At 44.6% G+C, this 13765-nt stretch carries 14 protein-coding genes and 1 other annotated feature; all 14 genes read right to left on the reverse strand.

Annotated elements, in window-relative coordinates; genetic code table 11:
• Window positions 1-140 precede the first annotated feature (140 nt).
• A complete protein-coding gene (cobA, locus tag EO126_RS08035) occupies window positions 141-1670 on the reverse strand; it encodes a uroporphyrinogen-III C-methyltransferase (protein WP_006556294.1) in 1530 nt (509 codons plus the stop codon).
• Window positions 1667-2605, reverse strand: coding sequence for a hydroxymethylbilane synthase (gene hemC / locus EO126_RS08040; protein WP_006556293.1), 939 nt, complete (start codon window positions 2603-2605; stop codon window positions 1667-1669). The genes cobA and hemC overlap by 4 nt, the downstream gene beginning before the upstream one ends.
• Window positions 2602-3888: a glutamyl-tRNA reductase gene (gene hemA / locus EO126_RS08045; protein ID WP_006556292.1), complete on the reverse strand. Its 1287-nt coding sequence runs from the start codon at window positions 3886-3888 to the stop codon at window positions 2602-2604. Before hemA ends, hemC begins: the two co-directional genes overlap by 4 nt.
• Complete coding sequence (locus EO126_RS08050) at window positions 3857-4492, reverse strand: precorrin-2 dehydrogenase/sirohydrochlorin ferrochelatase family protein (RefSeq protein ID WP_006556291.1); 636 nt, start codon at window positions 4490-4492, stop codon at window positions 3857-3859. The genes hemA and EO126_RS08050 overlap by 32 nt, the downstream gene beginning before the upstream one ends.
• A 139-nt stretch (window positions 4493-4631) precedes the next feature.
• Window positions 4632-5243, reverse strand: coding sequence for a DivIVA domain-containing protein (locus EO126_RS08055; protein WP_006556290.1), 612 nt, complete (start codon window positions 5241-5243; stop codon window positions 4632-4634).
• Between the two features lie 17 nt (window positions 5244-5260).
• The gene (locus tag EO126_RS08060; protein WP_127008397.1) at window positions 5261-6046 is read right to left on the reverse strand and encodes a YlmH family RNA-binding protein; all 786 of its coding nucleotides are present in this window, start codon (window positions 6044-6046) and stop codon (window positions 5261-5263) included.
• Window positions 6047-6054: 8 nt separating this feature from the next.
• Window positions 6055-6855 carry a pyrroline-5-carboxylate reductase gene (gene proC, locus EO126_RS08065; RefSeq protein ID WP_006556288.1) on the reverse strand — a complete coding sequence of 267 codons (801 nt, stop codon included), beginning with the start codon at window positions 6853-6855 and terminating at the stop codon, window positions 6055-6057.
• Window positions 6856-6867: 12 nt separating this feature from the next.
• Window positions 6868-7359 (reverse strand): cell division protein SepF, encoded by a 492-nt coding sequence (locus EO126_RS08070; RefSeq protein WP_006556287.1) that lies wholly within the window; start codon window positions 7357-7359, stop codon window positions 6868-6870.
• A gap of 26 nt (window positions 7360-7385) precedes the next feature.
• Window positions 7386-8072: a YggS family pyridoxal phosphate-dependent enzyme gene (locus EO126_RS08075; protein WP_006556286.1), complete on the reverse strand. Its 687-nt coding sequence runs from the start codon at window positions 8070-8072 to the stop codon at window positions 7386-7388.
• Window positions 8073-8188: 116 nt separating this feature from the next.
• Window positions 8189-9052 (reverse strand): peptidoglycan editing factor PgeF, encoded by an 864-nt coding sequence (pgeF, locus tag EO126_RS08080; protein ID WP_006556285.1) that lies wholly within the window; start codon window positions 9050-9052, stop codon window positions 8189-8191.
• On the reverse strand, window positions 9036-10859 hold the full coding sequence (locus EO126_RS08085; RefSeq protein WP_127008399.1) for a radical SAM protein: 1824 nt from the start codon (window positions 10857-10859) through the stop codon (window positions 9036-9038). Before EO126_RS08085 ends, pgeF begins: the two co-directional genes overlap by 17 nt.
• A 133-nt stretch (window positions 10860-10992) precedes the next feature.
• Window positions 10993-11538, reverse strand: a complete 546-nt coding sequence (locus EO126_RS08090; protein ID WP_006556283.1) for a glutathione peroxidase — start codon at window positions 11536-11538, stop codon at window positions 10993-10995.
• A gap of 245 nt (window positions 11539-11783) precedes the next feature.
• Entirely contained in the window at window positions 11784-13019 is a 1236-nt protein-coding gene (locus tag EO126_RS08095) for a sodium:solute symporter family protein (RefSeq protein WP_127008401.1), read from the reverse strand.
• A gap of 181 nt (window positions 13020-13200) precedes the next feature.
• Window positions 13201-13411 (reverse strand) — a binding site (T-box leader).
• A 248-nt stretch (window positions 13412-13659) separates the two neighbouring features.
• Window positions 13660-13765, reverse strand: a 106-nt coding sequence (locus EO126_RS11065) for an EF-Tu C-terminal domain-related protein (RefSeq protein WP_164726728.1), incomplete at its 5' end; no start/stop codon positions are given.

A 13765-nucleotide genomic window follows, 5' to 3' on the forward strand; every position in this document is an offset into this window, starting at 1 on the left:
TCCTTTATGTAATACTACGCTTCTATTGTAGTACGGTTTGCGTAAGCAAGCCAGTTTTATTTTGTTAAACATATATATTTTGCCTAAATGCCATGCCAAGAGTGTCAGCCGCAGCTGACACTCTGACAGTTTCATTTTATTTATTTTGTTTCAGCAGCGTTAGCTACATCCGCTTTAATCATATCAACCATGGCCGGAATGGTAAAGGTTTTGCCGATTAAATTAGGCTGAATACCGTGTTCCACACAAGTGGCGGCCGTGATAGGTCCGATACAGGCAACGCGTGCTTTTTTAATTAAAGCCGCACCGTCTTCACCGAGCATACTCAATGTATTTGTTACCGTGGAGGAGCTGGTGAACGTAATATAATCCGCTTCACCCGCTGCCAATGCATCACGCAAAATATCCGCCTGGGAATTATCCAACAGGGTTTCGTACAAGCGAACAACCGTCACATCAATACCGGCTTCGGTAAGACCGTTGAAAATCACTTTACGAGCCACTTTAGGCTGAATCAATAACGCTTTATCGCCTTTTTCAAGGATTGGTTTTAACGCCGTTACTACGGATTCGCCTTTATAATCTGCCGGAATAATATCGGCTAAAAGGCCTTTATCATGCAATGCTTTAGCAGTGGCACTGCCAATCGCACAAAGCTTGGCTTCGCCCAATACGCGGCTGTCTTTACCTAAGCCTTCCAAGGCTTCAAAGAAGAAACGTACACCTTCAGCGGATGTAAAAATAACCGTTTTATAAGAATGCGCATTAAGCAATACATCTTTTTCCGGCTGCCCTACCGGCAAAGCCTGTGTTTTAATAGCTGCCGCTTCTACTACATTGGCACCTAATTCTTCTAGTTTCTCAGTTAACACACTGGCTTTAGAACGAGCTCTCGTTACGAGTACTGTTTTGCCGAACAACGGCTTATTGTCAAACCAGCGCAAAGAATCGCGCAGGCCCACAACATTCCCCACCGTAATAATGGATGGCGGTTTAATTCCGGCTTTTTTAACATCTTCGGCTACATGTTCCAAAGTAGATACCAACGTTTGCTGTACCGGTTTAGTGCCCCAACGAATTACGGCTACCGGCGTTTCTTTAGGACGACCGTATTCCATAAGCTTCTGGGAAATCATCGGTAAATTACCGATCCCCATAACAAAGCTGATAGTGTCAACAGCGGTAGCAAGACCTTCCCAGTTGATGCCGGATTCGTTTTTAGTCGGATCTTCATGACCGGTTACGATGGCAAAAGAAGTCGCCATGGCACGTTGTGTTACGGGAATGCCCGCATAGGCCGGTGCCGAAATACCGGATGTTACGCCCGGCACAAATTCAAACGGTACGCCCGCTTTGGCAAGTTCCAAGGCTTCTTCACCGCCGCGACCGAAAATAAGCGGATCGCCACCTTTAAGACGAGCTACCACTTTACCTTCAAGGCCGTATTTAACTAATAATTCGTTGATTTCATATTGATGTAAGGTATGGTTTTTACACTGTTTACCGGCATAAATAAGTTCTGCATCCGGTTTGGCCCAGCGCAGTAAATGCTCATCTGCCAAGTAATCATAAACAATAACGTCCGCTTTTTCGATACATTCACGGCCCTTGACCGTAATTAATTTATAATCGCCGGGGCCTGCCCCAATCAGATACACTATACCGGTCATTGAATTACACCCTCCTGAATCAACTCATCGATGATATGTTTACCGCCTTCTTCGTATAAGGCTTTAGCTAAGTTGCGACCGATAATATCAGCCGTTTTCTTAGGTCCGGTTAATTCCCCTTCATAACAGTTTTTACCGTCAAGCGATGAAATAATCGCTTTTAAGGTCAACTGACCTTTATGAATCGTGCCATGAACGCCCATCGGTACTTGGCAACCGCCTTGTAACTGACGCAAGAAGCTGCGTTCCCCACGAGTACACCACATGGTATCTTCGTCGTTGAGTTTTGCCAACATATCGAGCATTTCCTGATCGTCACTGCGGCATTCGATAGCTAAGGCCCCCTGGCCTACCGCCGGAATCAATTCATCGGCTGTGAAAACCTGGGTAATTTGATCAGCCAAACCTAAGCGTTTAAGCCCTGCCTGAGCAAGCACGATGGCATCAAAGTTTTCTTCTTCCAATTTACGAAGTCGAGTCTGCACATTACCGCGCAAGACGTTGATTTGTAAATCGGGGCGATGATGCAAGAGCTGAGCCTGACGACGCAAGCTGCTGGTTCCCACTTTAGCGCCTTGCGGCAATTTATCAAGGGTTTTATATTTTGGCGATACCAATGCATCACATGGTACTTCGCGTTTTGTAATCGCACCCAATGTCAAACCTTTCGGCAAATCCGTCGGCATATCTTTCAAACTGTGAACGGCAATATCAATGGAGCCTTCGCGCATGGATGCTTCCAATTCTTCCGTGAAAAGACCTTTACCGCCGATAGCAGCTAGCGGTTTTTCCAAAATACGGTCACCTTTAGTACTGTGATGAACGAGTTCTACTTCACAGCCGGGAAACAAGCGCTTCAGCTCCGAGCCGACAAATTCAGCCTGCCATAAAGCCAAGGCACTGCTGCGCGTACCTATACGAATTATATTTCTCATAAGGATTTTCGCTCCTTTTCTAAGTCAAACATATCGTGGAACAGTTTCCAGTATTCATTTTCTTCATCTTTACCGGCTACTTCGCCAAAGCGAATCATCGGATCGCGCAATAATTTACGCACAATCATGCGCGACATATTGTCCATGATTTTACGAAGGCGATCATCGGCATCCGGCAATTTTGCCAAGGCACGATGTAATTCACGTTTACGAGTACGTTCCGCTTTATCGCTGAGAAGTACCATCATCGGGCGTACCGACAAGTAGCCCAATTTTTCTTCAATATCATCAATTACTTCCGCAATAATCGGTTTTGCTTTTTCCGCTTCCAATTCACGTTGATGTTTATTCGCTTCAACAACACTTTCCAACGAGTCAATATTAAACAAGTACACGTCATCAATTTGGGAAACGTCCGGATCGATGTCACGCGGCACGGCAATATCAATCATAACTATCGGATTACCCTTGCGTTCTGCCACAATTTTAGTCGCTTCTTCAGGGCCGATAATATAATGCGGCGCCCCGGTGGATGTAATCAAAATATCCGCCTCTTTGGCTTGATTGATAAAGCTGTCAAAGGAAATAGCCTTGCCTCCGAATCGTTTTGCCAATGCTTCCGCTTTATGATACGTACGATTGGACACAAAAATACTCTTAACCCCTTTAGATTGAAGATGGGTTGCCGTCAATTCACTCATTTCACCGGCGCCCAAAACGAGTACTTTTGCCTCACTCATCGGTTTTGTCAAACAATCTTCCGCCAAATTTACCGCCGCATAACTTACCGATACCGGCGTATTGGCAATACCCGTAACGGTACGTACTTTCTTGCCCACGCTAATGGCGCGTTGGAAAATAATATTAAAAATAGGACCGGTCAAACCGCGGCTGTACGCTGAAATATACGCCATTTTAAGCTGGCTTAAAATCTGACCTTCCCCGAGCACCAATGAATCTAAACTGGATGCTACATTGAATAAATGAGCCAATAAATCACGACCTTCATACATGAAGAACCAATCATCTTCAATGGTCATGTCTTCAACACCCTTTAAGTGTTGCAATAAATGAAGCATAAATTCTTTCGGATTTTCCACATCTTCCAATACCGCATATAATTCGGTACGGTTACATGTAGATAAGAGCACACATTCCGCTACCTGTTCGTGTTCGTACACATGATTGATAGCTTCACTGATTTCCGTTTTATCAAACGAAAATACTTCGCGCACATTAACAGGAGCACTTCTATGATTTAGACCTAATACGATTAATTTCATCGCTCAATATATCCTCCACACATTTCCAATCACCCTCTATTATCTTAATCAACTCTTCTTGACCTAAATATTTTTGCCAAAATTCTTCGCGTTCCGCCGGCGTCGCCAAAATCTCACGTACTGTTTTACGCATCGCTCTAAGAGCCGGCAACATCTCGGCTACCGCCTCATAGCGATTGGCCAAATCTTTTTTTATTAAACGACTCAACCGCGGACTGACGCGCCCCGTAAATATGGCAAATTCCAAATCGCCCACAACTACTGTCGCCGGGAAAGTAAAATCACAATCACTGCGATCATCGGCACGGTTCACCAACGCCCCCAAGTCACGTGCTTTTTGAGCACATTTTGCATTGAGTTCACTGTCGCTCGTCGCCAACAACACAAAATCGACGCCTAAATCAACAGATTCATCATATTTTTGCTTGTACCAAACCAGTTGTCCGGATTTGGCCCAAGCAGCAATGGCATCGGTCACTTCCGGACTTACCACGGTCACCTTGGCACCTTCTTCAAGGAACAAAGCGATACGACGTTCGGCGACGGCACCACCGCCTATTACCAAACACCGTTGTCCCGTGAGTCGCAAGGCCATTGTAATCATAGTGCCTCACCTCTTTTCGCACAACAGTTTATACTTATATTATAGTCTGTTTCTTTTATACACTTCATGAAATTCTTTCATATGTCCATGATATCAAAATCGGCTTGATATAACATCAAGCCGATTCATATGCTATTTATTATTTATTATCTTCAGTTGTTTCAGTTTCAGCCGTCTCACTAACAGTGTCTTTAGCTGCCAACACATCTTCGGCTACACCGGCATTACTGTGAATTGTTGAGTTGTCTTTAGCCGCTGCGGCAATTACTTCATCAATATCAACCGATTCAAGTTGAACTTTGCTATCGCCTAACACATAGCTATCTGCCATTTGCAATTGAGAGTTCAATAGAGATTCCATACGAGCTTTGAAAACGGCTACTTCGTTGCGAATTACCGCATATTTTTCACAGCCTTCACGCAACTGGCGTTCCGCTTCTTCTAAAATGTGACGACGTTGTTGTTCCGCTTCTTGGATGATGAGATCTGCTTCTTTACGAGCCGAGTTTTTAACATTTTCACCCGTTTCTTGAGCCAATACCAAAGCATCATTCATAGTTGCTTCCATTTTTTCATATTGAGCAATGCGTTTTTCCAACTGCTCAATTTTGTCTGTCATTTCACGATTTTCGCGATATAAGGTTTCATAGTCATGAACCAGTTCAGCCATAAATGCATCTACTGATGCTTTGTCGTACCCACGAAAGCCTGTTTCAAACTCTTTATTGTGAATATCCATTGGTGTAATCATATAGCTTACCTCCTAATTTACATGAATCGTTTGAGATAGACGCCGATGCGTCCTTTACGGGATGTTCCTGTAATTTCCTCAATCTTCATTCGTCCACGACCACGCAGCGAAATAATATCTCCTTCTTTGACTTCCTGTGCCGGTCCCTTGGCCGGTTGCCAATTGACTTGCACCAGCCCCGCGTTAATTGAGCTGACCACTTTGGTACGGGATACGCTGAATCCGGAAGATGCTACCGCATCCAGACGCAAAGAAGCTACCGTAGTACGTATTTCTTTAATTTTTTCTTCTTTCGGTTGAATTTCGGATATATCCATATCTTCAACCGAAACAGATACCATGGCAATCTTTGTAAAATTCTGTTTCACATAATCAGCCATGGCTGCATCCACTATTAATTGAGCACCACCGGTTTGCATAATAATGTCACCGAAATTGGTGCGCTCAATACCAAGCCCCATGAGCGAGCCCAACACATCACGATGAGTAAGCAAGCGGAAGCGCGGTTCCCAAGACACTTTTAAGGCTTTAATGCCTAAATCTACATTGCCTTGAAAATCTGCTTCTACAAATGCTACGCGAATGCGCTCGGCTCCTTCATAGCCACCACCGAATTCTACCTTCAGTTGCGGTAAATTCGCTTTAATTGCGTCGGCAATCACAAGTCCTGCCGGCGACATAAACTCAGTCACCCGATATGGCTTGCCCGCCACGACTTGCTCGGCTAAGTCGAGCATGCGACGAGCTTCTTCGCCACTACCGGATGCTTCAAAATATCGAATTAATTTTTCTTTATCTTTCACAAATCCTCCTAATGCTTGCCTAATTCCAAAGAGCGTTCATAACAAGCGATAACACCCTCTTGTAAGGCTGAGCGAAGGCCTTCTTTTTCCATTTTGGCAATGCCTGCAATCGTAGTTCCGCCCGGAGACGTTACTTGATCACGCAATACCGCCGGATGCGTCTCCGTATCCAGTGCCATTTTACCGGCACCGAATAAAGTATAGGCAGCCGCTTTAATGGCTACTTTACGGGTTAAACCCAACCGTACGCCCGCATCAGCCAAGGTGTCCATAATAACAAACGCATAGCCCGGACCGGACCCGGAAATAGCCGTCAGTCGTTCCAAATCGACTTCGGAACAAACTACAGCTTCACCGATAGCATTAAATAAGGCACTCAATTTAGCCGTAACGGTTTCATTACCTTTGGTACCTGCCGTTAACGCCGTCAAGCCGGCACCTACCGCTACCGGTGTATTCGGCATGGCCCTGTACCATATTGCCTGCGGTATTGCTTTTTCAAGCCGTGCCAAGGTAATCCCGGCCGCCACCGACAAACAAATCGTACCTGCCGACAAATTTTTCAACTTTGGTAAAACTTCAGGCAATACTTGCGGTTTCACTGCCCAAACAACAGTGCTTATTTCTTTTATATCAGGCAGCTCAGTACCGGCGTTGACGTTTAATTCTTCACGCCATGCAGCCGCACTGGCTTCCGTTTTAACTAATACATACACAGCTTGGGGCTCTACCAAGCGATTAGCTACAGCACCACGTAAAATGGCACCGCCCATCGCACCGGCTCCAATGAATAAAATTCGGCCTGCCATGCTGACCTCCTATTATAATTGAGGTTCTTTCCAAGAGAATTGATCCGACATGTCATTATAGCTCTTGTCGTTATAATCAACTGTTACATTTACCGGTACACAGATAAAAATATCTTTACCGATTTTTTCCAATTTGCCGTCTAAAGCAAATGTGGCGCCGCTCACAAAATCAACAATGCGCGCCGATTCATGAGGGTCGGTTTTTTCAAAATTAATTACTACGGGACGCATATCGCGTAACTCGTTAGTAATGCGTTCGGAATCTTCAAATACTGTTGGTTCAACAATGACTACTTTCATTGAATTAGGACGTTGTGCCACGGTGTTATATCCTCCTGTTTTTGCGGGGCGAAATGCGGAACTGGTTGTATTGGTCTGCGGGGCTACCTGCGGAGCCGGTTCATCATAATCAGGACCTGCATTATCCGTGTATTCCTCTTCATCATATACGTCATGGTCATTCCCAAAAAACATTTGCTTAATACTATTCCAACTTAAACTCATTAATAACCCCTCCTACAACGCGCTATTTAATCATATACTCGGTTACCAAAAATTGCGGTGCCAACGCGAATCATATTCGCGCCTTCTCCCAAAGCCACTTCAAAGTCATGGGTCATTCCCATGGACAAATACTCAATCTGTCCTTCAGGAAACTTGGATTTCATATCCTCATATAATGCATGGGCTACTCGAAAAATAGGACGAGCCTCTTCAGGATTTTCGAAAAAAGGTGCCATACACATCAATCCTCTGACTCTTACATTCGGCAATGTCTTCGCATAATCGCGCACTTCCGGAAAGTCCTCTACCGTCAACCCGGACTTACTTGCTTCCCGAGCCACATTGACTTGTAACAAAACATCTTGTATTTTGCCACATTTAGCGGCCACTTTATTTATTTCATCTAGTAGCTTACTGCTATCTACAGAGTGTATTAGGGAAAACAATGGAACAGCTTGTCGTACTTTATTTGCTTGCAAATGACCAATCAAGTGCCATTCGAGCTCAGGTCCGTTGTATGTCAACAACTTCTCCTTAGCCTCCTGTACTCGATTTTCTCCCACTGTGCGGACGCCCAATTGCGCCACCGTTTCCACCGCTGATACGGGATGATTTTTTGTCACGGCTATGAGCGTTACTCGGTCTGTCCGACCTGCCTTAGCCATGGCATCAGCCATCCGCTTTTGCACAGCTTCCAACGCATCTTTAATCATAGCCTACCCCCTTATGCACCGGCATACGCTCGTTAGTGCATGTAAAAAAATACTTTCATGCGATAATATTATATAATAAATAAGATAAAATGCCAATGAAAATATGAGTAAAACAGTCATTTCTTCTTTTTTCTGAGCATTGCAAATAATGCCATTCGACCGGTTTTACCAAACTCGCGTCGATAAGAATAACAGCCTGCGGCCGTCATGCTGTCTGTAGGAGACACGGTAATATGCTGCAAAGGTACTCCAAACTGACGTAAATCTTGTACGATAAACTGCTGTAAATTAACGTGCGGCGTCTGAATTCCCTTGTCAGCCCGATAGCGGTAACCCACTATTTGATCCGGAATATATGACGCTTCGCGAAACGTATCGGCCAGCTCTTCACTCACTTCGAATGAATCGTAATGAATGGACGGTCCCAAGTAGACATGACAATCTTGCGGCCGAGTACCGTAAGCATCCGCCATAGCCTGCATCGTTAAAACCGGCACATGACCGATTGTACCGCGCCAACCGGCATGAATCACCGCCACCGCATGATGAGTCGGATCATACACCAATACCGGCACACAGTCGGCTACGAGAAGCAATAACGGCACTTCTTCCAATCGAGTAAATATTGCATCACTGTTCGGTATGGCTTTGTCCATCTGAAACGCACCGGCGCCGACATTCTCAGCGGTCACTTCCGAAATTTCCGTACCGTGTACCTGTTGGGCACAGGTCAAAAGTTCGGGCCCTACCCGTAAATGTTTGGCCAAACGGCGACGATTTTCCCAAACCGCTTCAATATCATCCCCTACATGAAGTCCCAAATTAAAAGAATCAAACGGTTTCTTCGACACCCCGCCAAAACGTCTGGTTACACCGTGCATCAACGGAAAGCCGGTCAAAGCGGCGGCCGCTTCAAATTCAAACGGTCGCCCCGGGAACCCGCCACCTTCACGAATTACGGTTCTATTCTGTCGTGCCATAATCACACCCCGCTTCACTACATACGCCACAACGTCTACAGCCGGCCTGACATGGGACCGTATATGTTTCCGTCAGACTTCGTTGCCATTCATTCGCCAAATACCCTTTTGCAAGTTGCATATCCAGCATATCCCAAGGCAACGGCTCCATTAAATCACGTTCTTTATATAAAGCTTGGTCCATATCAAAATCAAATTCTCGACAGGCATTCTTAAAGCCTTTGGCTCCGCCTTGCTCGGCGGCCAAAGCGATAATGTCACCCAATCGTCGGTCACCGCGTGCCAAAACGCCTTGCACATACGCTTCTTTCGGTGATTCTACGAGCACCTCGATACGACGATTCTTGCTGAGAGCTTTTTTGATTGAATTCAGCTTCTTGGTTACCTCTTTTTGATGCGCCATGGGCATCCACTGAAACGGCGTAAACGGTTTCGGTATAAACGGATTGATACTCAATGTTAAGCGGCCCTTACAGCCCGCTTCCTGCATATAACCGAACACATCATCGGCCATAGTTACAATGGCCTCAATATCTTCATCCGACTCCGTCGGTAATCCCACCATAATATAAAGACGAATATGCGGAATACCCGCCTTGGCTGCCAAAGTTACAGCCTTACGCATATCTTCGTTGGAAATTCCTTTATTTATAACGCGTCGCAATCTGTCGCTACCGGCTTCCGGCGCCAACGTAATCGTCTGTTGACCGCTGGCTGCCAAACCGTCCACTACCGCCTGCGTCAACGAATCGGCCCGTAAAGACGCGCAGGAATAACGAAGCCCTTTGGACCGTATATATTCAACCAATTCATCAATATCGGGATAATCGGAAATGGCGGCTCCCATGAGCCCCACTTTTTTGTTCAATTCCGCCGCTCGATCAACACCGACCTTTAACAAGTCAAGCCTCCGTAAACGCGGTGTGCGATAACAATAACCGGCCATACAAAAACGACAATGCCGACCACAACCGCGAGCCACTTCGACAATATACATAGCTCCGAATTCGGTGTAATCCGTAGCAATTACCGTTTCTCCCACTGTTTCAAGCTGCCGCCAGTGACGTGTAATGCGCGGCACAATTCCGGTTTCACCGGTGTTTTCGTTTCTGCCTGTTTCTGCACCTGCTGTGCCTGATTCATCCGATGTTTCACCTAAAAATTTATAGCCTGTAAAATCATCGTTTTCATCATATTGCGGCTCATATAAAGACGGCACATAAACACCGGTCAACTTACTGAGTTTTAATAAAATCACCTCACGCGATTCATTGGCTAAACGGCCTGCTTCAATGACCGTCAACATTTCGGAAACAAGTTGTTCCCCTTCACCGATGATAAACGCATCAATAAAATCTGATAAAGGTTCCGGATTAAAGGTAGCACAAGGTCCGCCCGCAATCACGATGGGATCTCGTTCAATGCGGTGAATACGTTTCACCGGTACACGACCCAATTTTAAAAGTTGCGGAATATTAAAATAATCCATTTCAAAAGTAATATCGATACCGATAACATCACATTCATTGAGTGGCCGTTGCGTCTCCACACTCATAAGCGGCAAGCGATGTTTTTCATAATCACGAAGCTCCGATGCAGCCGGCATAAAATACCGTTCACCGCAACTCGTATCACGTAAATTCACTTCTTCATATATAATCTGCAATCCCAAATTACTCATACCCACAAAATATGTATTGGGATATACCAACCCTACTTTAAAAGGCTTATGGGGATTGCTTTCAACACGGCTTACTTCATTCGCTCTAAGCGATTGCAAGCCATTTAGTATTTCATTTCTTGTCACGGCTCAACCTCCTCGAGCAATCATCATCTTATTTATTAATTATAGCACGAAATGAAGAACCATATAAAACAAAAGGAGTGTCCCCTTGTAAGGAACACTCCTGTGAATTTATATCCAGAAAATATCTGTACGATTATTCAGCTAAAGCTGCTTCAATAGCTTCTTTCATTTCTGACGGTTCAACAGTTGGTTCGAAACGACCGATAACTTCCCCTTTACGATTAATCAAGAACTTGGTGAAGTTCCATTTAATGGAATCATCGCCCATGAATTCAGGGAACTTTTCATTCAAAAAACTGTTCATGAAATCAGCTTTTTCACCGGTGAAACCTTTAAAGCCTTGCTGAGCGGTCAAATAGGTAAACAAAGGAATTTCACCTTCACCGCGTACAACAGCTTTACCCATAACAGGGAACGTTACTCCGTAATTTAATTTGCAGAAACTCTGTACTTCTTCATTGGTGCCCGGTTCCTGCTCCAAAAATTCATTAGCCGGTACTGCAATTACGCTGAATCCCTGATCTTTAAAGGATTCATACAATGCTTCCAAACCTTCATATTGTGGTGTAAAACCACATTTACTGGCCGTATTGGCAATCACCAAAACCTTACCTTCAAATTCTTTTAAACCAACTTCTTTCCCTGCTTTGTCTAATACACTGTAATCATATACGCTCATGACGAGTCCTCCTGTTGCATCAAATAAGTATCTCTCTTTCGATGATTTAATTGTACACAATCTTTTTAATTGTTATCAACTATATTTTATGCAATTTAATTTTAAAAATATTTTTTGATTTAAAAAGGCGTTTTACTCTTCAAAAAAGCCATTCAGACATAACTTGCGGTTTCTCAAGGCCCACAAATTATACTAAATGGCTTTTATTATAACCCTTACTATTTAATTCAACTATCTACTCAACTTTAATTCAACGAATTAACCATACCTTCTTCCACGCTTTTCCCCTCAAGCGCTTCGTCAGTTGCAATTGCCTGTTTACTGATTGAAGTACAAACACCGAAAGTAATGCTGCACACGATCCATTCCAAATAAATGACATGCGGTACGATGCGAACTGCAGGTACAAAATTCCATATTAACAAGGTCACCACGGCTGCCACTAAAGTATAGAAAGCACCGATGCGGCTGCAGTATTTAGGTGCGAACAAAGTCATCAATACGATAACCGTGAAGGCCTCCATCAAGCTTAAGCCCTGCATCAACGTAGCGATGATACCGCTGATTGTCAAAGCGAAGATGAATGTCATAAGCCCCATAACCACGATGGCCACTTTAGTAATGAATGTATAACGTTCGTCGGTTACATTCGGATTGATGAAACCAACCGGCAACATGATAAGACCGCCTAAAATAAAGCCTTTACGAGCGATGCCTACAGTTTTGGCCCCCAAGGAAATTTGAATGATACTCTGCAAGGATAAATTAACCGTAATCAAAGTGACAACCCATGTCAAAATGCTCATCCCACCTACACCGTCTACCAAATCGAGCATATGAGGCATCGGTGCCTGTGCTTCAATCGCTGCCGTACCGCCCATCAAGCTTACCGCCATATAAGCAGCGGCCGTAATACCGATATATTTAAGCGTCACGTTCAGCAAATTGGAGATGCTCGCGGACCACATGCCGCCCATCATGGTAACCCCGATGAAAACGACTGAACTCATAATCATGCCCGTAGTCACGGTGAAAACGCCCGGCAACAAAGCCGCTAAAATAGTGCCGCCGGCCACATACTGCAAGCTCATTACACAAAGCTGAACCATGATCTGAATCACGATGCCGGCAATGCGGCTCTTTTTATCATAATAACGTTCCAGCATTTCAGGTACCGTCGTAATATTCAAGCGGCGATACCGTTTTGCCACCGTAAGCCCCATAACGATGGCACCGAGCCCCCAAGCCGCCGTATACCAGCCGGCAGAAATCCCCTTTACATAGGCTTGTTCATCCACACCGATGGTTGACGCCCCGCCAACGGCAAAACCTACAATAGATACAGTAATTAGAGGTGTCGTCATGCGTCGACCGGTCAGCACATAATTTTCCGACTTGCCCGTTGTCAGTTTGCACGATGCCCAAGAAATCACGAAGAGTAATACCACATACAGCCCTACAATCACAGTTGAAATAGTCATAAAAGTCGCTCCTTTCTGTGGTGATTGGGGCATATCACCGGCCCGTCCGCCTTTTTTGCAAACAATTCATGATGACAAAATCGCCAACTATGAAATAAAAAATCGCCCCTAAAAAGGGACGATGACGAATCGCGGTACCACCCTCATTGACGATTTCCGAGTATAAAAAAAGAGGGTTATACCAAGGGACGGAATATCCGCGGTACCACCCTCATTATCTCGAATCGACCAACTCATAGTTCTTCTAACGACAACCACGCCGGCGCAACCTACTCAATTTCAGCTTTGCAGTTCAGAAAGGAACTTCACACTGTAATCACTGCCGTTTTACACCAACCAACGGCTCTCTGCGCATGCCTTACAGGGCTACTTTCTTTCGCCATCACTTTTACTTCGCTTCCTGCTCAGCTTATCTGCAAACTCTTTGCTATATAGCTAAGTACTCCGCTTTTTTAAATTGAAATCATTGCATGAAAAACATTTGTCCGTGTCAAGCGAAATTTTATATTTCTCAAAATAATCTTCCGACCTTACATAACTACATTTCTTTCGTTTTGACCATGCGTTAAATAACAAAAATGCCGTCCGGGTAAAACCCGAACGGCATCTTATTATTTTGTATCAGCGTACAAAACTAAAATTATTTGTCAATAATTTCAGTAACAACACCAGCACCTACTGTGTGGCCACCTTCGCGAATAGCGAAACGAAGACCGGCTTCAATAGCGATTGGTGTAATCAATTCA

This window comes from Veillonella seminalis (assembly GCF_003992065.1).
Taxonomy (GTDB): Bacteria; Bacillota; Negativicutes; order Veillonellales; family Veillonellaceae; genus Veillonella_A; species Veillonella_A seminalis.